This window comes from Crossiella sp. CA198 (assembly GCF_052078295.1).
In the GTDB taxonomy this organism is placed as follows: Bacteria; Actinomycetota; Actinomycetes; order Mycobacteriales; family Pseudonocardiaceae; genus Crossiella.
Window position 1 is genome coordinate 331,795 of sequence record NZ_JBQJIM010000001.1, and the last position, 21,869, is coordinate 353,663.

21 protein-coding genes and 1 pseudogene are annotated in these 21,869 nt (G+C 69.8%); 14 read left to right on the forward strand and 8 right to left on the reverse strand.

Features of this window, described 5'->3' with window-relative positions:
• The first annotated feature begins 150 nt into the window (after positions 1-150).
• On the forward strand, positions 151-777 hold the full coding sequence (gene kstR, locus ACTOWY_RS01670; protein WP_185007335.1) for a cholesterol catabolism transcriptional regulator KstR: 627 nt from the start codon (positions 151-153) through the stop codon (positions 775-777).
• 553 nt (positions 778-1,330) lie between these two features.
• On the opposite strand, the gene ACTOWY_RS01675 is transcribed toward kstR, so the two are convergent.
• Positions 1,331-1,969 carry a dihydrofolate reductase family protein gene (locus tag ACTOWY_RS01675; RefSeq protein WP_441307811.1) on the reverse strand — a complete coding sequence of 213 codons (639 nt, stop codon included), beginning with the start codon at positions 1,967-1,969 and terminating at the stop codon, positions 1,331-1,333.
• 1,070 nt (positions 1,970-3,039) lie between these two features.
• Positions 3,040-4,365: an NAD(P)-binding domain-containing protein gene (locus ACTOWY_RS01680; RefSeq protein ID WP_441307812.1), complete on the reverse strand. Its 1,326-nt coding sequence runs from the start codon at positions 4,363-4,365 to the stop codon at positions 3,040-3,042.
• Positions 4,366-4,447: 82 nt separating this feature from the next.
• Here ACTOWY_RS01680 and ACTOWY_RS01685 point away from each other — a divergent pair, with 82 nt between their 5' ends.
• The 4 genes and pseudogenes from ACTOWY_RS01685 (at position 4,448) to ACTOWY_RS01700 (ending at position 8,157) form a co-directional block, all read left to right on the forward strand.
• On the forward strand, positions 4,448-5,110 hold the full coding sequence (locus ACTOWY_RS01685) for a TetR/AcrR family transcriptional regulator (protein WP_441307813.1): 663 nt from the start codon (positions 4,448-4,450) through the stop codon (positions 5,108-5,110).
• A 153-nt stretch (positions 5,111-5,263) separates the two neighbouring features.
• Positions 5,264-6,814, forward strand: coding sequence for a glycosyl hydrolase family 28 protein (locus tag ACTOWY_RS01690; protein WP_441307814.1), 1,551 nt, complete (start codon positions 5,264-5,266; stop codon positions 6,812-6,814).
• A 120-nt stretch (positions 6,815-6,934) separates the two neighbouring features.
• A complete protein-coding gene (locus tag ACTOWY_RS01695) occupies positions 6,935-7,348 on the forward strand; it encodes an SsgA family sporulation/cell division regulator (protein ID WP_441307815.1) in 414 nt (137 codons plus the stop codon).
• A 189-nt stretch (positions 7,349-7,537) separates the two neighbouring features.
• Positions 7,538-8,157 (forward strand): annotated as a pseudogene (locus ACTOWY_RS01700) (bestrophin-like domain).
• On the opposite strand, the gene ACTOWY_RS01705 reads toward ACTOWY_RS01700, so the two are convergent.
• From ACTOWY_RS01705 to ACTOWY_RS01730, 6 genes are all read right to left on the reverse strand, one after another.
• Positions 8,076-8,525: a hypothetical protein gene (locus ACTOWY_RS01705; RefSeq protein ID WP_441307816.1), complete on the reverse strand. Its 450-nt coding sequence runs from the start codon at positions 8,523-8,525 to the stop codon at positions 8,076-8,078. The pseudogene ACTOWY_RS01700 and the gene ACTOWY_RS01705 sit on opposite strands and share 82 nt — an antisense overlap.
• Before the next feature lie 12 nt (positions 8,526-8,537).
• Entirely contained in the window at positions 8,538-8,708 is a 171-nt protein-coding gene (locus tag ACTOWY_RS01710) for a hypothetical protein (RefSeq protein ID WP_441307817.1), read from the reverse strand.
• A complete protein-coding gene (locus ACTOWY_RS01715; RefSeq protein ID WP_441307818.1) occupies positions 8,701-9,495 on the reverse strand; it encodes an ion transporter in 795 nt (264 codons plus the stop codon). Before ACTOWY_RS01715 ends, ACTOWY_RS01710 begins: the two co-directional genes overlap by 8 nt.
• Positions 9,496-9,615: 120 nt before the next feature.
• Positions 9,616-10,956, reverse strand: coding sequence for an MFS transporter (locus ACTOWY_RS01720; RefSeq protein WP_441307819.1), 1,341 nt, complete (start codon positions 10,954-10,956; stop codon positions 9,616-9,618).
• A gap of 17 nt (positions 10,957-10,973) precedes the next feature.
• The gene (locus ACTOWY_RS01725; RefSeq protein ID WP_441307820.1) at positions 10,974-11,360 is read right to left on the reverse strand and encodes a VOC family protein; all 387 of its coding nucleotides are present in this window, start codon (positions 11,358-11,360) and stop codon (positions 10,974-10,976) included.
• A gap of 4 nt (positions 11,361-11,364) precedes the next feature.
• Complete coding sequence (locus ACTOWY_RS01730; protein ID WP_441307821.1) at positions 11,365-12,189, reverse strand: helix-turn-helix domain-containing protein; 825 nt, start codon at positions 12,187-12,189, stop codon at positions 11,365-11,367.
• A 36-nt stretch (positions 12,190-12,225) separates the two neighbouring features.
• Between ACTOWY_RS01730 and ACTOWY_RS01735 the strand changes: the two genes are divergently transcribed.
• The 9 genes from ACTOWY_RS01735 to ACTOWY_RS01775 all read left to right on the forward strand — a co-directional run bounded on the left by ACTOWY_RS01735 (position 12,226) and on the right by ACTOWY_RS01775 (position 21,857).
• Positions 12,226-13,260, forward strand: coding sequence for an LLM class F420-dependent oxidoreductase (locus ACTOWY_RS01735; RefSeq protein WP_441307822.1), 1,035 nt, complete (start codon positions 12,226-12,228; stop codon positions 13,258-13,260).
• Positions 13,261-13,938: 678 nt separating this feature from the next.
• A complete protein-coding gene (locus tag ACTOWY_RS01740; RefSeq protein ID WP_441307823.1) occupies positions 13,939-14,406 on the forward strand; it encodes a helix-turn-helix domain-containing protein in 468 nt (155 codons plus the stop codon).
• A gap of 83 nt (positions 14,407-14,489) precedes the next feature.
• Positions 14,490-14,972 carry an ImmA/IrrE family metallo-endopeptidase gene (locus tag ACTOWY_RS01745; protein WP_247757677.1) on the forward strand — a complete coding sequence of 161 codons (483 nt, stop codon included), beginning with the start codon at positions 14,490-14,492 and terminating at the stop codon, positions 14,970-14,972.
• Entirely contained in the window at positions 14,953-16,176 is a 1,224-nt protein-coding gene (locus tag ACTOWY_RS01750) for an MAB_1171c family putative transporter (RefSeq protein WP_441307824.1), read from the forward strand. Before ACTOWY_RS01745 ends, ACTOWY_RS01750 begins: the two co-directional genes overlap by 20 nt.
• A complete protein-coding gene (locus ACTOWY_RS01755; RefSeq protein ID WP_441307825.1) occupies positions 16,173-17,360 on the forward strand; it encodes a cytochrome P450 family protein in 1,188 nt (395 codons plus the stop codon). The genes ACTOWY_RS01750 and ACTOWY_RS01755 overlap by 4 nt, the downstream gene beginning before the upstream one ends.
• A gap of 143 nt (positions 17,361-17,503) precedes the next feature.
• Positions 17,504-18,106, forward strand: coding sequence for a hypothetical protein (locus tag ACTOWY_RS01760; protein WP_441307826.1), 603 nt, complete (start codon positions 17,504-17,506; stop codon positions 18,104-18,106).
• Positions 18,103-18,783, forward strand: a complete 681-nt coding sequence (locus ACTOWY_RS01765; protein ID WP_441307827.1) for a Crp/Fnr family transcriptional regulator — start codon at positions 18,103-18,105, stop codon at positions 18,781-18,783. The genes ACTOWY_RS01760 and ACTOWY_RS01765 overlap by 4 nt, the downstream gene beginning before the upstream one ends.
• A 114-nt stretch (positions 18,784-18,897) precedes the next feature.
• Complete coding sequence (locus tag ACTOWY_RS01770; protein ID WP_441307828.1) at positions 18,898-19,809, forward strand: hypothetical protein; 912 nt, start codon at positions 18,898-18,900, stop codon at positions 19,807-19,809.
• The gene (locus ACTOWY_RS01775) at positions 19,806-21,857 is read left to right on the forward strand and encodes a hypothetical protein (RefSeq protein WP_441307829.1); all 2,052 of its coding nucleotides are present in this window, start codon (positions 19,806-19,808) and stop codon (positions 21,855-21,857) included. Before ACTOWY_RS01770 ends, ACTOWY_RS01775 begins: the two co-directional genes overlap by 4 nt.
• Positions 21,858-21,869: the final 12 nt, after the last annotated feature.

A 21,869-nucleotide genomic window follows, 5' to 3' on the forward strand; every position in this document is an offset into this window, starting at 1 on the left:
CGAGGAGCAGGATGCCACCCTCCACTCGGACGCACCAACAACCAGACCCGAACGGGCCAGCGCAGGGCGGGATCTCACCGAGATAGCGGGTAGGTTCGACAGGCAGAACTGGAACAAGTTTCGCCTTTGTCGTGATGTTAGCCTAACTTCATGACCACTACGCCCAAGGCCCGCGCGGGCGGGGCCGAGGCACTGACCGGCCTCGCCGAAGAGGAGCTGGGCTCGGCAGCCCAGCGCGACCGGCGCAGGCGGATCATCGACGCGACCATCGCGCTGGCCTCCAAGGGCGGCTACGACGCGGTGCAGATGCGGGCGGTGGCCGACCGCGCCGAGGTCGCGCTGGGCACCCTGTACCGCTACTTCCCGTCCAAGGTGCACCTGCTGGTCACCGCGCTGGCCAGGGAACTGGAACGGGCCAACCAGAAGATCGAGCGCGCGGCCATCCCCGGCGACACCGCCTACGACCGGGTGCTGTTCGTGTTGCGCCGCACCACCCGCAGCCTGCAACGCGACCCGCTGTTCACCGAGGCGATGACCCGCGCGTTCATGTTCGCCGACGCCAGCGCCGCCGCCGAGGTCGACTCGGTGGGCCTGCTGATGGAGCGCATGTTCGTCACCGCGATGGGCGGCGAGCCGGACACCGAACGCAAGGCGATCGCCCGCGTCATCGGCGACGTCTGGCTGTCCAACCTGGTGGCCTGGGTGACCCGCCGGGCCTCAGCCACCGACGTGGCAACCCGCCTGGAACTCACAGTCCGCCTGCTGCTCAAGGACTGACCACCACGGTGGCGCGCCGGCGACACCCGTCGATGCGCCACCGTCAGCAGCCGCTCCGGTCCGTCTGGCCGTCCGGTCCGGTCCGGTCCGGTCCGGGATTCAGCGCACCGATCTCGCCCCCAGGCCCCGCCCCTCTTCCCCGAATGAGAGCCCGCCCCCGCCCGCACCCGAATCGCCACGGCGTCGGCGGCCACGGGGTCCCGGTAAGGCCCTGCGGGCGACAAGCCGCACTGGCCGCAAGTCGACCCGGGCGCCGCCTACGCCACGAGTACCGGATCCAGTTGTCCGGCAACGGCTCCACCTGCTGGACCACCGCGTTCGAGACATACTCCGGCGCCGGAGGTATCGAGGACATCCCCATATCCGGCAACGCGACATATATCGGGACGCAGGGTATTCGCCACGCAATGCCATACCGCTTTTCCCGGCGAGAACTGGAGGCGTTCGACGCCTGCCCCAGCGAAACATGGGCGCCGAGCACGGCCTCCCCGCGGGAACCGGTCAGGCGACCGGGAACCTGGTATGGGGAGTGACGGCTCCCCACCCCTGATGGTCACCCACGACGCTGGTACTTGAGGAAGAGCACTCCGCTGTCGAACCGAGTCAGGTCGGCCAGCTCGAACCGATCCGGGCTGAACCCACCGTTGAACATCGGGATCCCCTGGCCCATCACGGTCGGATGCTGCTTCACGAAGATCTCGTCGATCTCCGGCAGCAACGTAGCTGCCAGCCCACCCCCACCAACCAGGAAGATCCCCAGCCCCTCCTGCTGCTTGATCTCCTTGACCTTGGCCAAGGCGTCCCCGGCGACCAACTCCACGGTCGGCGCGGCCTCGGTCAACGTCGAGGAGAACACGTAGTGCTTGAGATGCGTGTAGGCATCCGGAATCCCCTGCACCACACCACTTTCGTAGGACTTGCGCCCCTCCAGCACGGTGTCGAACCGGGTCAGCTCCCCCGCGATCCCCAGCGCCTCCCGCGCCATGAACGGCAAGGTGTCCCCGTAGTGCTGGAACAGATGCCCCATATGGTCACCCTCCATGAGGAAGTGACCGGACTGCGTCGGATCGGCCCCACCGGACTCCGCGATGAAGCCATCCAGAGTCGTCGCCACGAAATAAGTCAACTTACGCATATATCGCCTCCCAGAATATCCGCGGGAGCACCCCGCACCCCTAACCACTGCAACCATAGTACTCCACCCATAGTGGTTGCAAACCTCTTGTCCCCACCCCCAGCCAGCCACACCTCCACCCGGCGCACGAGCACCCCGCAGCTACCCCAGCAACAACCGCGACACCGGCCGGCCACACGGAACGATGCCTGCTCAACGGCCACAACCCACGGGCCCTACGCAAGACCACACCCAACTCGCGGGCCCCACCCCACCCCCGCCCCGCCCACGACCTCACAGGCCTCACCGACGTTTCCCGCCGCTCAGCGCACAGCTCGGCCGGCCGCCCCCAGTCCCGGCCGGTCGCTCCCCGCCCCAGCCGGTCGCTCCCCGCGCCGGCTGACCACTCCCAGCCTGGCGACCAGACCCCCGCCGGACGGGTCGTGGCCGTCACCCCAGCACCCAACCTGCCCCCCAGTACCCAACCTGCGGTCGCCGCCTGGCCCCGCGTCGCTCCGTGCGCAGGCCCGGCCCCCCGTCGCTCCGTGCGCGGATCGCGCGGCCGGTCGCCACGCCGCGGTCGGCGGCCTGCCCACACCCTGCCCGGCGAGCGCCTGGCCTACCCATGCCATCTCGGCAGCGCCCGGCTTCCAGCTCGGCAGCGCCCGGTCTATCCATCTCGCCGGTCCGTCTCGCCAGGGTCCGTCTCGCCAGTCCGGGTCCGGCTCGGCGCTCGCCTCTCCCCGCCCCGCGCACCGCTTCTTTCTGCGGAACGAAACGATCAGCGACCGAAGTTCCACGAGCCATTCAGCTCTGAGCGAACAGCCCCCAGGGCACCGACCGCAGCCTGGCGACCAGCAGGAACCAGTCGCTGACCAGGGTAGTGGCGCGGGCTGACGCAGCGAACCGGCGCAGCGAGCCGGGTGCGGTGGCGCGGCCCGGTGGCGCGGGCTGACCGCACGGCCACCGGGTAGGCCACACAGGCCGGGCGAACCGCGCTCGGTGGGGCGAACCGCGCTCGTCGGGGCACCCGGACGCCAGACTCGATCCACACTCGGCGGTCCGAACCGGCGGCCGGCTCGCACCCGAACCCGACCACCCGTGCACGCCGCAAGCCGATCTACGCGCGCGCCGCGCCGCGAGCCGATCTAGCGGTGTCGGGCGGCAGCTCGGCGGTCTTGTTTCAGCTCGTGCATGTACGGGTGGAAGTCGACCTGGATGGTGTGGCGTTTCGAGGCGATGTAGCGCTTGCGCTGGGCGCGGTTGTAGTCGGTGATGCTGCGGCGCATGGACTCCGGCGCGGGCAGGGTGGTGGTGCCGTCCAGGAGGTCGGCCACCCAGGCGGATTGGGCTTCGGCCAGGGGCATGATGGCGCCCAGGGGCTGGACCAGGCCGATGAAGTAGAGGCCGGGGTGGTCTACCGAGGCGATTCGGCGGTACAGGTCGATGTGGTTGTCGACGGGTTTGACGATGTCCTCGCCCAGGAAGGGGAAGGTGATCCGGTAGCCGGTGCAGTAGACGACCACGTCCACGGGTTCGCTGGCGCCGTCGGTGAAGTGGACCGTGTCGCCGTCGAACCTGGCGATGGTGGGGCGGATCTGGATGTCGCCGTGGCCCAGGCGGCTGAGCAGGTCCTCGGAGACCGTGGGGTGGGCGGCGAAGAGTTTGTGCTCGGGCTCGGGCAGGCCGTAGTCGGACATCTTGCCCAGCTTCAGCCGCAGGAAGGCGCCCAGTAACCACCGGCGGGCGAACATCGGCAGGGTTCTGGTGACGAAGGGGCTGCTCAACGTGTCGGTGGGGCGGCCGAAGAAGTACTTGGGCAGCACGTATTCGCCGCGACGGAAGGCCAGCAGGGTGCGGTCGGCGATGCGGGAGCTTTCCACCGCGATGTCGCAGGCCGAGTTGCCGAATCCGAGTACCAGCACGCGTTTGCCGGTCAGGATGTCCGGGGTGCGGTAGTGGTGGGCGTGCAGCTGGGCGCCGGTGAAGGTCTCGGCGCCGGGGAAGGCCGGTTCGGGCCAGCGCGGGTCCCAGTGGTGGCCGTTGGCGACCAGGACGGCGCGGAAGGTCTCGCTGTGTTCGGTTCCGTCCACTGTGGACCGGGTGTCGACCTGGTAGCCGCCGTCGGGCAGCGGGCGGACGCTGGTGACCTCGGTCTGGAACCGGATGTGCTCGCGCAGGCCGAAGTGGTCCGCGAACGAGTCGAAGTAGGCCGCGATCTGGGCGTGGTTGGGGTAGTCGGGCAGGTCGGCGGGCATCGGGAAGCTGGCGAACTCCATCTGCTGCCTGGAGGTGTTGATGTGCAGCGAGCGGTAGGCCGAGGACATGCCGTTGTCGTTGTCGTAGCGCCAGTTCCCGCCGACCTGCGAACCGGTCTCGAAGCAGGTGAACTCGATGCCCCGGGCCTGGAGCACCTGGGCGGCGGCGATCCCGGATGATCCCGCGCCGATGACACAGACCCGCTGCATGATCATCCCCTGTGATTGTGACCGGGTGGTCATGGCAGCATGCTCTGTGTCGGGGGGCCAGGGCAAGACCGCGCCAACGGAGATCGCCATGCCCACACAGACCTGGACCAACCTGCCTGCGCCACGGCGGGAGCGGGTGCTGGCGGCCGCGATCGCGGAGTTCGGGCGGCACGGCTACTCCGGCGGCAGCCTCAACGTGATCGCGCAGGCGGCCGGGGTCGCCAAGGGCTCGCTGTTCCAGTACTTCCCGGACAAGTTCGACTTCTTCCGGCACGTCACCGAGCACACCGCGCTGCGGGTGCGGGCGGCGCTGGACCCGTGGCTGGACCGCCTCGACCCTGGCGGCGGGTTCGCCGAGACGGTGCTGGACGCGGCGCAGGCGTGGATGGCCTACTTCGCCGCGCATCCGGCCGACCGCGGCATGATCGCCGCGATCAACCTGGAGCTGGACCCGGCGATCCGCGCGGTGGTGCTCGGGCCGGTGCACCAGCGGTACCGGGAGGCGTTGCTGCCGCACTTCGTCCGGGCCAGGGAGCACGGGACGTTGCACCGGGCGGCGGATCTGGACGCGTTGCTGGCGTTGTTCCTGTTGTTGTTGCCGCACTTGGCGCTGGCGCCGTTCGAACCGGGGATCGACGGCGCGCTGGGGTTGCACGGGCGGCCGGTGGCGGAGTTGCGGGCGGAGGCGGCGCGGTTGATCCGGCCGGTGCTCGCCGGATTCGGGGTGGCGGAGGCGGGGCAAGCCGGCTGACCCGGGGGCGCGACGGGGCGAGCCTGGCGGCGGTGCCGTGCCGGTGGGGTGGCGACTATCGGCGGATTGACCGGGCGGGACCACCTCTCGAAGATGGATGAAAACGTATTCACCACGCCGGGGTCGCCGCCAGCCCGGGAGGGAGAGTGGGCGATGGGGCCGTCTCGGCGGGACTTCCTGAAGGTGACCGGGCTGGCCGCCGGTGGCCTACTGCTCCCCGGCGCGGCGTTCGCGCACGCTGGTGAGTCGGCCCCCGCGCCCGAGCCTGGCGCCACGGCCGGGCCGCGCGCCTCGGCTGGGCTGGGCGAGGCAGCTGGACTGGACGAGGCAGCTGGACTGGACGAGGCAGCTGAGCTGAGCGAGGCGGCTGAGCTGGACGAAGCGGCAGGGCTGGACGAGGCGGCTGATCCGTGGGACGCGGTGCCGGGGATCCTCGCCCGGATCGTGCCGCCGACCTTCCCCGCCCGCGACTTCCCCGTCACCGGTTACGGCGGCAAGGGCGACGGGAAGGCGGACAACACCGCCGCGTTCCGCGCTGCCATCGCGGCCTGTGCGCAGGCCGGGGGCGGCCGGGTGGTCGTGCCCCCGGGGACGTTCCTGACCGGGGCCATCCACCTGGCAAGTAACGTGAACCTGCATATACAGTCCGGCAGTATAATCAGGTTCAGCACTGATCCCGCCAAGTTCCTGCCGGTGGTGCGTACCCGGTGGCAGGGGATCGAGTGCATGAACTACTCCCCCTTCATCTACGCCTACGAGGCCACCAACGTGGCGCTCACCGGGTCGGGGCGTATCGACGGGCAGGCCGCCAACGGGCCCTGGTTCGACTTCGACCCCAAGCGCCAGCCCGACTGGGAGAAGCTGCAGAAGCAGGCCTTGGACAACGTGGCGCCGGACAGGCGGGTCTTCGGCGGTGGGCACTTCCTCAAGCCGAACATGATCCAGTTCTACCGCTGCCGGAATGCCCTGGTGGAGGGCCTGGACATCCGCAATCCGGCGATGTGGACGGTGCACCCGGTGTTGTGCCGCAACGTCACCGTGCGCGGGGTCACCATCTACAGCCGGGGCGGGATGGTGGACGGGGTCGATCCGGAGGCCAGCTCGGACGTGCACGTCACCGGGTGCACCTTCGACACCGGCGACGACGGGGTCGTGATCAAGTCCGGGCGGGACATCGACGGGCGGCGGGTCGGGGTGCCCAGCGAGAACATCGTGGTGGAGAAGTGCACCTTCCTGGGGCGGTGGGGCGCGATCGCGGTGGGCAGTGAGATGTCCGGCGGGGTGCGCAACGTCTTCGCGCAGGACATCACCATCCGGCCGGGGCCGAACTACAAGACCTTCCACGCGGTCTACATCAAGACCAACAAGCGCCGCGGCGGCACCGTGGACGGTGTGCACGTGCGCAGGCTCACCGCGGACAAGATCGACCGGGGTGCGGTGTTCATCACCATGAACTACAGCCTCACCGGGCCGGGGTTCGGGCCGATCGCCAACCCGTCCGTGCGCAACGTCACGTTGGACCAGCTCACCGTGCGCGGCACGCCCTGGGCGGTGCGCCTGGACGGCCTGGCGGAGAGCCACATCCAGGACGTGCGGATCTCCAACAGCACGTTCACCGAGGTCAAGGACACCAACATCTCGATCAAGAACGCGGACCGGACCGTGTTCGGCAATGTGAAGGTGAATGGCAAACCGGTGTCCTGACGTGGCATTCTGCCCGAACGTTCGCACGAATGGGTGTGATGCGCGCCGAACCGCGTAAAGCTGGGAAGCCTCAGACGTCCCCCCACCGCACGCGACGGGCGAGACGGAAGGGCAGCAGCCATGCGCGAGGACCACGCGGAGATCGAGACCACCACGATGTTCAACCTGCTGGTGGCGCCTCCGGTGCCGGTCGAGGTCGAGTTGGGGTACTCGACCACCGACCCGTACGCGGTGCGCGCCGTGTTCAACCCCGGCGGCAGTCAGAGCGTGGAGTGGATCCTCGCCCGCGATCTGCTGGCCGACGGGCTGATCAGCGACAGCGGCGAGGGCGATGTGCGGATGTGGCCGATCCTGGACCAGGTGGACCAGGTCGTCATCGAGTTCACCACCCCGGCCGGGCACGCGCGGTTCACCGCCGACGCCGAGGAGCTGGCCGACTTCCTCAACCGCAGCTACGAGCTGGTCGCCCCAGGCAGCGAGCACGAGTGGTTCGACTTCGAGCACGAACTCACCCACCTGGGCAACGTGAACTGAGGGGCGCTCTCACCCCCGGGTGAAGCAGGTCCGCCTGTCGGGCGAACAACGACGCGCGGACACCCGGCCCGGCATCCGGCCGCCTAGGTTCGGCAGGCGAGAGCCGAACCGGGCAGGGCGCTGGTGCTGTGGGACAGCCTGCTCGTGGTGGGCGGCGCCATCGGCGTCAGCGTGCTGGCCGCCTACCTGGTGGACCGGGCGGTCAGCCGGGAGTCACGGGCCCGCTATCACGATGTGTCCGGGCATTTCTTCGCCGCGGTCGGCGCCTTCTACGCGATCCTGGTGGCCTTCGTGGTGGTCGCGGTGTGGGAGGACATGGAGTCCGCCCGCCGCAACACCTACATCGAAGCGTGGCCTACGCGCGTGCGGTGATCACCGAGGAGTGGCCGTTGCTGGCCACCGGGCAGGCCAGTCCGCAGGTGGAGGACGCGGCCAGGCGGATGTGCCGGGCGATCGTGTCCATCGACGTGTCGACCCCGCGCCAGGAGGGCCTGTACTCGGCGATGATCGAGCGGGTCAACACGATCAACACCACCCGTCGTGAGCGGTTGAACGAGGCGAGACCCTCGGTGCCGCGGTTCTTCTGGGTGGGTCTGGTCATCGGCGGCATCCTGGTGATCGGGTTCGCGTTGTTCTCCGGCCCGCCAGGTTTCCTGCCGCACGCGTTGATGATCGCGGTGCTGGCGGCGCTGGTGTCGGCCTCGCTGTACTTCACCTACCTGATGGATCACCCCTTCCGCGGACAGATCGCGGTGGCCCCGGACGCTTTCCGCACCGCGCTGGTCCAGATGGGACAGACGCCGCCGTGATGAGTAACCGAGGAGAAGTCATGCCCGCCAGCCCTTCCCGCCGCTGGTTGCGCCTGACCGTGCTCGCCGCGGTGGCCGCGCTGCTGCCGCTGGCCGGCGCCCTGCGGGCCGTTGTTCCACAGCAGGCCGACCGGGTCGGCGCCGGGGATCCGGGACCAGAGGTCGGCGCAGGTGCGGGCGATGTCGTCCAGGCCCCAGCAGAAGTGGAAGGCCGTCGGCGGGCAGGTGGCGCGGTGCACCTGCCAGGGCAGTGCGGTGGACAGGAAGGTCAGGCCCAGTTCCGCGGTGGCGGCGGCGAGCGCCGGCAGCACGGTGGTGCCGCCCAGGGCCACGACGAGTCGCGCGCCGTCGCGGGCCAGTTCGCGCACCGCAGCCCGCGCTCAGTCCACTGTGGACTGAGCGCGGGCTGCGGTGCGGAACTCGATCGGGCGACCGTGCGCGGTCAGCCGCAGCGCGCGGAAGTGTTGGGCCACATAGTGCAGCGGGTCGCCCAGCGGGGTCAGGCGGCCGGTGCGGGGCAGCGCGACGCCGATCCGCGGTGGGTCAGTCACGGGCGCTGCGCAACTCGCGGATCTCCGCCCGCAACGCCCGGAGTTCCAGCAGCACCGCCTGATCCACCGATTCGGCCGCGCGCGGTTCCGGGATGGCCGCTTCCTGCTCCGAGGCGATCTGGGACTCCATCGCGCTGACCATGGTGGCGATGAACAGGTTCAGCACGGTGAAGGTGCCCACCAGCACGAAGCCGACGAAGAAGATCCAGGCCAGCGGGTCGTCGGTCATCACCTCGCGCATGACGTCGGACCAGGCGTCGCCGGTGATGATCTGGAACAGGGTCAGCATGGAGGAGCCCAGATCGGTGAAGTAGCCGCCGGGCGCGGTGCTGTACAGGTTGGTGGCCATCACTCCCGCGACGTAGAGCAGCAGGCTCAGCACGGCGACGATGGAGAGCACCGCGGGGATCGCGCTGAGCAGCGCGGCCACCACCCGGCGCAGGTTGGGCAGCACCGAGAGCAGCCGCAGCACCCGGACGACGCGCAGCGCGCGCAACGCCGAGGAGCCGTGCGCGAACGGGGCCAGGGAGACGGTGACCACGAGCAGGTCGAAGCAGTTCCACGGGTCGCGGAAGAAGTCACGACCGTGCGCGTAGAGCCGCAACACCAGCTCCACCACGAAAATCACCAGCGCCCACCGGTCGATGGTGTCCATAATGGACCCGTACTCGCGCGCCATCGCGGGCGCGGTCTCCAGGCCGAGGACGATCGCGTTGAGCACGATGACGGCGACGATGAGCTGCTGGAAGCGGGCTGAGTCGACGAGGCTCCGAACCTGGCTGCGCAAGCAGTTCCCTTCCCGGACGGGTGTGCTGTGCGGCGGGAGCCTAACCCCTCACCCGGTCCAGGCGTGCCATTCCCTGACGCTGCCGCACTTTCCGGTGAATCCGGCGGCCGAGGGCTCAAGTCAGGCGATGCGGTCCAGTTCGCGCGAGCGGGTCTCCGGGGCGGCGAAGGCCAGCCACAGCACGGCGAGGCCGACCAGAGCGCCGACGACCAGGAAGGTGGTGGTCAGGCCGAGCAGCGGCCACAGCACCGAACCGAAGATCACCGGCACGAAGCCGGCGCCGATCCGGCTGATCGTGGAGGCCCAGCCGAAACCGCTGGCGCGCAACGTGGTCGGGTACACCTCGGAGACGTAGGCGTACAGCGCCGGGATGGTCACCTGGATCACCAGGCCGTAGGCGGCGATCCAGGTGTAGGCGCTGGCGGGCAGGTCCAGGTGCAGGGCGAAGAGCACCAGGGCGAACGCGGCCAGTGGGGCACTGAGGCCGATGACCCACTTGCGCCCCACCGCTTCCACCAGCCAGGCTGAGATCAGCACGCCGAGGGTGCCAACCGCGGTCATCAGCGTGGTGACCATGAAGGCCGCGTAGTCGCCGTACCCCTGGGCGCGCAGGATGCTGGGCAGCCAGGTCAGCGCGCCGTAGTAGAGCACGAACACGGTGAGGAAGACCGCCCACATGGCCGAGGTGATCCGGGCGCTGAAGGTCCACAGTGCCCGGAACTGGCTCAGCATGGCGCGCACCGACAGCGCGGGCACGTCCTGTTTGTCCGGCAGTGTCCAGGGTTCCGGCGTGGCCCCGGTGCGCCGGACCAGGTCGTCGATCACCGCGCGGGCTTCCTGTTCGCGGCCGCGGCGCACCAGGTACATCGGCGATTCCGGCACCGAGCGCCGCACCCAGAACACCAGCAGCGCGGGCAGCACCATGACCAGCAGCAGCAATCGCCAGTTCTGCAGCGGCAGCAACGCGGTGGACACCAGTCCGCACAGGGTGGCGCCCAGCGGCCACCAGATGTCCAGCGCGGTCAGCACCCGGCCGCGGACCTTTGCCGGGGTGAACTCGCCGACCAGGGCGTAGTCCACCGGGATGCAGCCGCCCAGCCCGATCCCGGCCAGGAACCGGAACACGCAGAAGGTCACGTAGTCCGGGGAGGCCGCGCCCGCCACGGTGAACAGAGAGAACATCAGCAGCGTGAGACTGAAGGCTTTCTTGCGGCCCACGAGGTCGGCGATCCCGCCCCAGGCGAAGGCGCCCACCGCCATGCCGATCAGGTTGGACGTGCCGACCCAGCCGCGTTCGGCGGTGGACAGGTTCCACTCGGCGCCGACCAGGGGGATCAGGTAGCCGTTGAGGGCCACGTCCCAGGCGTCGAACATGAACCCGAGGCCGCCGATGAGGAAGATCGTGCCCTGGGTGCCCCACCGCCACGGCAGTTCCTGCACCACCTGATCGCCTGTTCGCACGCCGAGCAGTCTGTCATTCAGGCCCCCGGGTAGCTGCCGAAGCTCCACAGATGGCCCTCGGGGTCGCGCACGGTGAACCCGCGGGAGCCGTAGTCGGTGTCGGCGATATCGCGCACCAGTTCGGCGCCGGCCGCGGTGGCGCGGGCGAGCACCTCATCCGGTGTCGCGGTCACCACGTAGACCGAGCCGTGGGCGCTCCAGCAGACCTCGCTGTCGCGGGTGGTGCCGAGCATGACGCCGCCGCCCTCGGGCCAGCCGAGTTCGGCGTGCGCCACCTCGCCGTCGGCCTCGCCGGGCACCACCAGGGTCTCGGTGAAGCCGAAGGCGGTGGTGAGGAAGCGGATCGCGGCCGGGGCGTCGGTGTAGGCGAGGCCGGGCCACACGGTGGGAGCTGGAGTCGTCATGCGCTCAGACTGGCGGCCGGTCCGGGTCCGGGTCTTGAGCGAATGGAAGCTCCTCGGCCAGCCAGACCGTTGGCGACAGGCCGCTGAAGGCCCGCCAGTCCCGGCTGAAATGGGCCTGGTCGGCGTACCCGGTGCGGGCGGCGATCTCGGCCAGCGCGGGACGATCCGGGCGGATCAGCAGGTCGCGGGCGTGCTGGAAGCGCACCACCCTGGCCAGCACCTTGGGGCTGACGCCGAACTCGCGCTGGAACCGGGTGCGCAGGTGCTGGCGGCTCCAGCCGACCTCGGCGGCCAGTTCGGCCACCGCCACCGCGGAAGGCGCGGCGGTGAGCCGCCGCCAGGCCCAGCCCAGTTCGGGCGCGGGGATCGCGGCCGGGCGGGCGACCCGGTCCAGGATGTCGGTGAAGCAGGCGAACCGGTCGGTCCAGGTGCCCGCCGTGCGCAGTCGATCCAGCAGTTCGGTGGCTGGAGGGCCCAGCAGGTCGCCCAGGTGCACGTCCAGCCCGGCCAGTTCGCCAGCGGGCAGGCCGAACAGGGCCCTGGCGCCCAGGGGGGTCAGATCGGCCTCGATGCCGTGCTGGAGGCCGTCGTGCTCGATGGTCACCGGGGTCTCGTGCAGGCCGCCGACCAAGGCTGCGTAGCGGCGCGGCGGGCCGTCCGGCGCACGCAGGTCGATGGTGCCGGTGACGGTGGCGATGAAAGTGAGCTTGCTGGAGGGCAGGCCGCGGTGCACTCCCGGCGCGGACCGGTAGTGGTAGCCGATGTAGCGGTTGACCAGCGGGCGCAGCCGGGGCGGCGGCAGTCCGATCACCTGGGTGGCCTGCTCCACCCGGTCAGCCTAAGCGCAAACCCCTAACGTGACCCCATGAAGGTTGCAGCCACAGTGGGTTACTGGAGCGCCGGCCCGCCCGCCGACGCCGCGAAGATCATCCAGATCGCCGACGAGCTGGGCTTCGAGTCGGTGTGGACCGCCGAGGCCTACGGCAGCGATGTGCTGACCCCGCTGGCCTGGTGGGGCGCGAGCACCAACCGGGTCAAGCTGGGCACCGGGATCGCGCAGATGGCCGCCCGGCCGCCGACCACCCTGGCGATGGCGGCGATGACCCTGGACCACCTGTCCAACGGGCGGGCGATCATCGGCATCGGCGCGAGCAACCCGCAGGTCGTGGAGGGCTGGTACGGGGTGCCGTATCCGCGGCCACTGGAGCGGACCAGGGAGTACATCGAGATCATGCGCAAGGTCATCGCCCGGGAGGGGCCGGTGACCTATGAAGGCAAGCACTTCCAGCTGCCGCTGGCCGGGGGCAGCGGGCTGGGCAAGGCGTTGAAGTCGACTTTGCACCCTTTGCGGACCGATATCCCGATTTTCCTGGCGGCGGAGGGTCCGAAGAACGTGGCGCTGGCGGCGGAGATCGCCGACGGGTGGCTGCCGTTGTGGTTGTCGCCCAAGACGAGCGACGAGTTCCGGGTGTCCCTGGAAGAGGGGTGGGCGCGGGAGGGCGCGAGGCATACGGCGGAGACGTTCGAGGTGGTGGGCGGGCCTTACTCGATCATCGTGCACGATGACGTGGAGGCCGCGGCGGACTGGTTGCGGCCGGTGCTGGCGCTGTACGCGGGCGGGATGGGGGCCAAGGGGCTCAACTATCACCACAACGTGATCGCCAAGGCGGGCTGGCACGACGAGTGCGAGCGCATCCAAGATCTTTATCTGGCCGGGGACAAACAGGCCGCCATCGCCGCGGTGCCCACCGCCATGGTCGAGGACTTCGCCATCATCGGACCGATGCCGAAGGTGCGCGAGGAGATCCAGCGCTGGAAAGAGACGGTGATCACTACGTTCTCGATCAACACCATGCAGACCCAGCACATCCCGCAGCTCGCGGAGTTCGTCCTCGGGTGATGGGACTTTTTCCAACGCTGTAAGGCCACTCGGGCGGGTCCAACCTGCCGACCCCACTAGCTCTGATGGGTGCCCTCAGTTGTGCTTCGGCCCGAGTTTTGCCATCCTGCCCCTGACTGCGCGATCGTCCGTTCCATCCCCCCGGGCGGACGGAACGCGTCAAGTCGATGCGGGGAAGGCGTTCTATCCGTCTTCCTGCGCCCAGGTCGCCGGCCGCGACTTCCTCCCCCCTAGGTCCCGGCCGGCGACCTCGCATCGTTCATGAGTGAACTCTGCTCGCGCGGAGCGCTCGCCGAGTTCACTCATTGATGTCTTCTGGGGGCTCAGCCCCCAGGCCCCGACCGGCGGGCTCCGCCCCCGGACCCCCGCCCACATGTCCGGGACCTCGATCCGCGTCCCCGTGTTCGGGACCTCGATCCGTCAGCCTCTGTGGTCACTCGGCTTCGCCGTCGGATTGCCTTGCTGGGTAATGGATTGCTTGCTCTTGTTTGTGCGAACGGGGCGACTCCGGGCACGCAAGCGACCCCCAGTCGCTTGGTGCGGGGAGTCGCCCCGTCTGGTGAGGCCCGGTGCTGCGGGACTCACGTGTCGCAGCTTAGGGTCAAAACGAGCGCTTTTGCAACACAGTGGAACGGGATGGTGCTAGTTTCCACTTCAGTGTTCTAAGGGAGGTGGGTCGTGGAAGAGCGGGAAGTGCCGGGGCAGCGGGCGTCCGATGGGGTCACGGCTGCGCGGTCCGCCTTCGTGGAGCGGTTGCGGTATCTGCTGGAACAGCATCCGGCGGGGCCGCACACCCCGGCCGAGGTGGCGGCGGGGACTGGGTTGTCGCAGTCGGGGATTTATGCGTTGTTGTCGCCTCGGGCGAACCCGACGGTGGAGACTATGGCTACGTTGGCCTCGTTCTTTGGGGTGCCTTTGGGGTACTTCGTGGATGAGCAGATCGCTGAGCGGACCCGGGCTGAGCTGGGGTTGTTGAGTCGGTTGAAGGATGCGGGGGCGCAGAAGGTGGCGTTGCGGTCTACCGCGCCGATGGAGTCTGCCTCGTTGCCTGAGCTGCTTGATCTGATCGGCGCTGCTGTTGAGCAGGCTCGGCGGTTGAAGGAGACGGACGGCCCTCGACGGCCGGATGAGTCCCCGACAGAATGAAGGTCGCCAGGTGGCGTCGCGGGGACGTCAGGCGGGAAGGCGACTCGGGGTTGCGGCGCACATACCGGGAATGCACAGCGATCGTGAACGGGCTGGATCTGCCCCAGCCCTTTGACGTGCAGGTGCTGTGCGACCGGATCGGCGGCGACCGGGGGCGGCCGATCTTCCTGGCGCCGATCAGCCTGCCGACTGGCGGGCCGTGTGGGTTGTGGATCAACACCGAGCCCGCCGACTACATCTTCTTCGAGGCCGACACCTCGCCGCTGCACCAGCGGCACATCGTGCTGCACGAGCTGGGGCACCTGCTGTGCGATCACCACGCGGCACCGGTGCTCACCCCGGATGCCTCCCGGCTGCTGATGCCTTCGCTTGACCCGGCCATGGTGCGCCGAGTGCTCGGGCGGGGCTGCTATTCGGCGGTGGAGGAGCAGCAGGCCGAGATCATCGCGTCGATGATCATCCAGCGGACCAGTTCGTGGGTGGCCGAACCGGTGCGGCCGGTGCCCCCGGAGGCCGCGGAACTGGTGCGCCGGATCGAACGCGCGCTTGAGCGAACGGTGCCCTGACCTGGACGCCGTCAGCCTGATCCTGCCGCCACTGTGCGCGCTGGTCTCCTTCATCGCGCTGCTGTACAAGCTGCGCGATCTTCGGCGTGACCGGCGGGAGCCTGGGCTGCTCGCGTTGTGCGCCACGTTCGCGGTGCTGACGGTCACCTACACGCTGTTCATTCCGGTGGTGTGGGCCTGGGTCGACCGGGTGCTGGGTGTGCCCAACATCGGCGGGATCATCAATCAGGGCATGGTGATTCTGCTGACCATGGCCCAGTTGAGTGTGGTGCTGCGGTGGTCCGCGCCTGCTGAGGTGGCCTGGCCGCGGATCCGGTATCGGTTGTGGCTGTACAGCCTAGTGCTGGCCGCGATGGCGGTGTTGTACGTGCTGGCGCTGGCTACTGAGCCGCAGGATCACGAGTACGTGCTGGCGCTGGTGCGGTCGCCGTACTACCAGGTGTATCTGGTGCTGTACCTGGGTGCTTACACGTTGGGGCAGGCCGATGTGATGCGGCTGTGCTGGCGGTACGCGAAGGTCGCGGGGCGGCCCTGGTTGCGGCGTGGGCTGCGGCTGGCGGCGGCATCGTCTGCCTTGGGGCTGGTGTACTCGGCGGGGCGGACCGGCGACCTGGTGGCCGCGTTGTTCGACTACACCGGACAGTGGTGGGAGCCGGTGGTGCAGGTGTGCATCGGGCTGGCCGCGCTGTTGAAGGTGGTGGGCTGGACCATTCCGGGGTGGGGGCCGCGGTTGTCGGTGGCGCTGGGCGCGCTGGACCGGCGGCGGGCGCTGCGCGAGCTGACTCCCCTGTGGCAGGCCCTGTACCGGTCCGCGCCGGATATCGCGCTGATCGACCCGCTGGGTGGCGGGCAGCGGCAGAAACTGGACTTCCGGTTGTACCGCAAGGTGATCGAGATCCGGGACGGGCAGCTCGCGCTGCGACCGTACCTGGATCCGGCGGTGGCGGAGACCGCGCGGCGAATCGGGACCGAGGCCGGGTTGCGCGGGTCTGAGCTGGATGTCGTGGTGGAGGCGGCCCGGTTGCGGGTCGCGTTGCGGGATCAGGCCGAGGGGTACCGGCCAGAGCACTCGGGGTCGGTGGGCTCGGACGGGGTGGGTGATCTCGCCGAGGAACTTTCCTGGCTGCGTCAGGTGTCCAGGGCGTTCTCCGGGTCGCCGGTGGTGGCCGCCGTGCTCGCCGAGACCAGCAGGGAGCACGCGTGACCATCCCGGCCTGCCCGTTCGACCAGGCGTTCTTCGCCGACCCGTACCCGGCCTACGCGGCCTGGCGGGCCGAGGCCGCCGCGGTGCCCGCGCGCACCCCGGACGGCGCGCCGGTGTGGCTGGTCAGCCGGGAGTACGACGTGCGCGCGGCGCTGGCCGATCCGCGATTGTCGGTGAGCAAGCGCAACTCCAGCGGCACCGGCTACCGCGGCTTCGCGCTGCCGCCCGCGCTGGATGCCAACCTGCTCAACCTGGACGCCCCCGACCACACCCGGCTGCGCAGGCTGGTCACCGCCGCGTTCACCCCGCGCCGGATGGCCGCGATGCGCCCGATGATCCAGGCCGAGACCGCGCGGCTGCTGGACCGGATCGCGGTGCAGGGCGGTGGCGACGTGCTCGCCGACCTGGCGTTCCCATTGCCGCTGAAGGTGATCGGCGACCTGCTCGGCGTGCCCGAGGCGGGACGGCACGACTTCGACGGCTGGACCACCACGCTGATCGCGCCCGACCCGGACGATCCGGGCGCGGCGGTCAAGGCGATCGGGAACATGCAGGCGTTCCTGGTGCATCTGGTGGCGGAGAAGCGGAAACGGCCTGCCGAGGACCTGCTGTCCGCGCTGGTGTCCGCAAAGGACAGTGGGGAGCGGGTCAGCGAGGACGAGCTGGTGTCGCTGGCGTTCCTGTTGCTGTGGACCGGATACGAGAACCCGGTGCACCTGATCGGCAACGGGGTGCTTGCACTGCTGCGGCATCCGGAGCAGCTGGCGCTGCTGCGCGAGGGCGAGGTGGACCCGGCGCAGGCGGTGGAGGAGCTGCTGCGCTACGACCAGCCCTACCAGTTCGCCATCCGCCGCTTTCCCATAGAAGACATCGAGTTAGGCGACACGACCATCCCGGCAGGCGACACCGTGCTGCTGGCGATCAACTCGGCCAACCGGGACCAGACCTGCTTCGCCGAGCCGGACCGCCTGGATTTGCGCCGCGGCCACAACCCGCACCTGGCCTTCGGCCACGGCCCGCACCACTGCCCGGCCGCGCCACTGGCCCGGATCGAGGCCGAGGAGACGATCACCGCGCTGGTGCGGCGCTTCCCCAAGCTGCGGCTGGCGGTCAGCGCGGACGACCTGCGCTGGCGGCCGTCCTGGCGCAGCCACTCACTGCACGCGCTACCGGTGGAGATCTAGGCTTCCCGCACCGGCTCGGTCACGATCCCCATCACTGTGAGCACGGTCACGCCGCGGATGTGCGGTTCTGGACAGACTGTCGTGATCATCAGGAGCAGTCTGTGCCCGCCCGACTCCGCCGCCGAAGTTCCCGGAGCACCAGGATGAGCCAGCACCAGCCGCCACCGTTGCCGCCCTACCGGGCTGTGCTGGTCGCGGACAGCCGGGACCACGGCGGCCAGGGACCGCCGCGGCCACCGGATGAGGCGGTGCCCGAGGTGCTGTGCGCGACCTTCGCCCGCATCGGCCACCCCGGCCTGTGGCAGGAGCTGACCTTCCAGGACAGCACCGCCGACGGCCACACCCTGGCCCTGGACACCCAGCACCTGCCCCTGCTGATCGATCCCTACCTCCAGGGCCTGCACCAGGAACTCGCCTTCCGGCACCGCAGCGCGCACGGCCCCGCCCTGCGCCACCCACTGCGTTTACGGATCAGCCTCAGCGTCGGCCCACTCGCCGAGTCCCCCCAGGCCACCGCCAGGGGCGAGGCGCACAACCTGGTCAGCGCCCAGTCCGTGCGCAACCTGCTGTGCCGCACCGAACCCGGCGTCGGCTTTGTCGCCGCGATCCTGTCCGACCGGGTGTTCACCGATGTGGTGCGGGCCGGCTACACCCGGCTGACACCGGCGGAGTTCACCAGGACCGAGGTGCGGGTGAAGCAGTACCACGGCACCGCGTACCTCCATCTGCCCCAGCACCGCCCGTGAATCCGCACCGGGGCTTCCGGCAGATGACCGGCGAGGCCACCTGGGCCGAGCTGCTCGGTCTGGGCCGACCGCACCGGTTCCCACCTCGGGCGGAACTGGTCCGCCAGGGCGGTTGCGACGATTTCCTGTTCGCGGTGACCGAGGGCCGGATCAAGGTGCTGCACCGGGACGAGGACGGCGAGCAGTTGCTGATGGCCGTCCGCGGACCGGGAGACCTGGTCGGCGAACTCGCCAGGACCGGGTCGACGCCGCGCAGCGCCACCGTGCTCGCGGTGGATCCCTGCTTCGCGCACCGGATCGGCTCGACCGAGTTCGACCGCTTCGTCAGCAGGCACGGGCTGACCGGCAAGGTGCTGGACTACTCCTACGGCAAGTTGCGGGAAAGCGTGGCCAACCGCACCCGGCTGGTGCACGCTCGGCCAGGCGCGCGGATCGCGCGACTGCTGGCCGACACCCTGGACCTGGCCGGTCCCCGGCTGGCCGACCCGCGACGACTGCCGTTCACCCAGCAGGAGCTGGCCACCGATCTCGGCCTGTCCCGCAGCAAAGTCGCCACGGTGATCGCCGAGCTGCGTTCGACCGGCGTGCTCGGCCGGGGCCCGCGGCTGCGGGTCGCCGACCCGGTCCGGCTGCGCGAACGCGCGAACCGGTCCTGTCACGATCCTGATGATCTGTGACCCCAGTCACGCCAATTGTGTCCAGCGGTGGACAAAATCCGTCGCTGGGCCCGGCGACGCTGTGCCTGTACCGGCCTCGGCCACCACCTTCGGCGACACCACGGAGCCATCAGCATGTCCCAGCACCAGCCCAGTGACCTGCCGCCGTATCGCGCGGTGCTCGTGGTCGACATCAAGGACTACAGCGGTTACCAGGGCGTCGAGCACCAGTCGCTGAGCGAGCAGGTGCCGGAGATCCTGGCCGCCACCTTCGCCCGCATCGGCCGCCCGGAGGTGTGGGCGGAGAAGAGCTTTCACGACAGCACCGGCGACGGCTACGCGGTGGGCCTGGACCCGCGGCGGCTGCCTCTGCTGATCGACCCGTTCCTGACCGGACTGCAGCAGGAGCTGGCCGGCCGGCATGAGCTGGCCACCGGCGCTGCGGCCCGCACCCCGGTGCGCATGCGGGTCAGTCTCAGCGTCGGCCCGCTCACCGACACCGGCCACAACCTGCTCGGCGACGGCAAGGGCGCGCACCGGGTCGAGGCGCACCGCCTGGTGGACGCGCCGGCGTTGAAGGAGCTGCTGGAGCGGACCAACCCGATGCTCACCTTCGTGGCCGCGATTCTGTCCGAGCGGGTGTTCACCGACGTGGTGCGGGCCGGCTACACCCGAGTGCAGGCCAGCGAGTTCACCCCGGCCGAGGTGCGGATCAAGCAGTACCAGGGCACCGCGTACCTGTACCTGCCCCGATCCTCGGGCGACGCCCTGGCCAACGGCCTGGTCCCCGGGACAGCACCGGTGACCTCGCCGACGGAGACCCCGCCCACCCCGGCAGCTCCCGCCGCCGAGGGGAACCGGAGCCGCGGTGGCATGGGCGACCTGCACGAGGTCAGCGGCACGATCATCGCGGGCAATGACGGGGCGGTACAGACCGGCGACGGCCAGCAGATCATCGGGGATCCCGGCCTGGCGGTGCACAACTCCGAGTTCACCGGGGGCATCCACCAGTCCGCGCCGCGCCGGAAGCGGGGACGGCGACCGTGACCGAGCCGTCCTTCGCGGACCGCGGCCGGGGTGGCATGGGCGATCTGCACAACGTCAGCGGCCAGGTGCTGGCAGGCAACGACGGTCCCGTGCAGGCCGGCAGCGGCATCCAGATCATCAACTACAACCAGTTCCGCGAGGAATTGGACGACCGGCAGGCCCAACGGCATCGCTGGGTGTCGGCGGAGCAGGTGACCTGGTTGCGGGCCCGTTTCGTCGAACCGAGGGGTTTTGGCGAGGCGGCCGGTCGGCTGGACCTCGGGCGGACCGTGTTCGTGCACGGCTCCCCGGGGTCCGGCCGCCGGAGCGCGGCGATCATGCTGCTCGCCGATGTGGACGTGGCCGGTGACATCCGGGAGATCTCCGTGATTCCCGGCGAGGCGGCCATCTTCGACCCCATGGACGTCGGTGAGGCAGAACGACTCCTGCTCGATCTGTCCACTCTGGACGGACCCGATCTGGTGCGGGCGGGCGAGCTGCTCGGCATGCTCACCGGCCAGGTCCGGCAGCGGCACGGCGCGCTGGCCGTGGTGCTCCCGGAACGCGGCACGGCCAGGGTGGACGACTGGTTCCGGGAGTCGCTGGCCGCGGTGGCCCTCGACCCCCACCACCGGAGGCTGGTGCTGGAGCGCCACCTGCGAGAGAACGGGATCGCCGTCACCCCCGCCGATCTCGACGATCCCCGGCTCGGCGTGGTGCACCGGGCGGACCCCGCCGCTGAGCTGGCCCGGCTGGCCGACCTGCTGACCACCGAACTGCCCCGGCACCGGGACTTCACCGACACGGTGGAGACCGCGCTGGCGGCCTATCGGAACTGGGCGGAGGAACTGACCCAGCGGTTCAAGGACAACACCGATCCGCGCTGGCGGGCATTGATCGTGGCCGCGGCGTTGCTGGAGGGAACCCGTCTCGAAGCAGTGCACCACGCGTGCGCGAGCCTGCTCGTCCACGCGGGTGATCCGATCTCAGTGGAACACCCGCTGGCCGCCGAGCCGCTGACGCACCGGCTTACCCTGGTCGGCGCGCAGGTGGTGGCCGGCCGGGTGTGGTTCACCAAGCTGGCCTACGGCGAAGCGGTGCTGAACCACGTGTGGCGGGAGCTGCCAGGTCTGCGCGAGCTGCTCACCCGATGGGTCGAGCAGTTGCCCACGGCGCCGCGCACCATGATGTCCGCCGCCGACAGGCGCGGCATGGCCGACCGGTTCACCGAGCTGACCCTCAACTCCGGCGAGCGGACCGATCTGCGGTGGCTCACCCGGCATTGGGCGGACTCCACCAATCCGAGGGTGGTGCCGCTGGCGCTGAGCACGCTCCGGCTTTCGGTGTTCGACCGCGGTTCCGGCGGCTACTTCCGGCAGATGCTCGCCGACTGGTCCCGGGCGACCAGCGGTTCGGCCAATCGCGCCAGAATGATCATCACAGCCTGTGCCGAGTTGCTGAACGAATCCCATCTGCCACTCGCCCTGTCCATGTTGCAGAACCTGTTGGCGCACCACGATTCCGCGGTGGTCGCCGATGCTCGCGCGGCGCTGCTGGAGCTGGCCGTCACGACCAGTGCCCGGTTCTCGGTCCTGCGGCGGGTCACCGAAGCGATGGCCCGTGGCGACGCGGTGCTCGCCAACTCCTCGGTGTTCCACACGCTGACCGCCCCGCCGGAACTGTTCGCCCCGGACGGCGTGTCGGTGCCGTTGTGGTCGACACCAGGCATTCGGGACCTGCTGCACGCCGGCTGGCGGGCCACATTCGGACATGGCCTCACCGGCGAGGCCGTCGAGGCGGTGCGGGCGTGGCTGCGACTGGTGGATGGCTCCATTGTGGACGGTGACAAGGTGCCGGTTCTGGTGCAGCTGCTGGTGGATGCCTGCGACGGCGACTACCGGCTGCTGGCCGTGTTGCGGCGCATCGCCGCCGACTGGGTCGGCGACGAGACGGAGCAGACCCCGGCCAACCAACGGGAATGGGTGCTGGCCTGGGTTGACGACAAGATCGAGGACGCGCAGGACGACGCCTGGGCACGGATCCGTGAAGAGGGGAATGTTAGTGGTTGAGCCAGTCCGTCC

Bases quoted from the DNA above. Each gene is read 5' to 3' on its own strand.
- kstR (WP_185007335.1), top strand. From the start codon at position 151: ATGACCACTACGCCCAAGGCCCGCGCGGGCGGGGCCGAGGCACTGACC.
- ACTOWY_RS01675 (WP_441307811.1), bottom strand. From the start codon at position 1,969: ATGGTTGCAGTGGTTAGGGGTGCGGGGTGCTCCCGCGGATATTCTGGG.
- ACTOWY_RS01680 (WP_441307812.1), bottom strand. From the start codon at position 4,365: ATGATCATGCAGCGGGTCTGTGTCATCGGCGCGGGATCATCCGGGATC.
- ACTOWY_RS01685 (WP_441307813.1), top strand. From the start codon at position 4,448: ATGCCCACACAGACCTGGACCAACCTGCCTGCGCCACGGCGGGAGCGG.
- ACTOWY_RS01690 (WP_441307814.1), top strand. From the start codon at position 5,264: ATGGGGCCGTCTCGGCGGGACTTCCTGAAGGTGACCGGGCTGGCCGCC.
- ACTOWY_RS01695 (WP_441307815.1), top strand. From the start codon at position 6,935: ATGCGCGAGGACCACGCGGAGATCGAGACCACCACGATGTTCAACCTG.
- ACTOWY_RS01725 (WP_441307820.1), bottom strand. From the start codon at position 11,360: ATGACGACTCCAGCTCCCACCGTGTGGCCCGGCCTCGCCTACACCGAC.
- ACTOWY_RS01735 (WP_441307822.1), top strand. From the start codon at position 12,226: ATGAAGGTTGCAGCCACAGTGGGTTACTGGAGCGCCGGCCCGCCCGCC.
- ACTOWY_RS01760 (WP_441307826.1), top strand. From the start codon at position 17,504: ATGAGCCAGCACCAGCCGCCACCGTTGCCGCCCTACCGGGCTGTGCTG.
- ACTOWY_RS01770 (WP_441307828.1), top strand. From the start codon at position 18,898: ATGTCCCAGCACCAGCCCAGTGACCTGCCGCCGTATCGCGCGGTGCTC.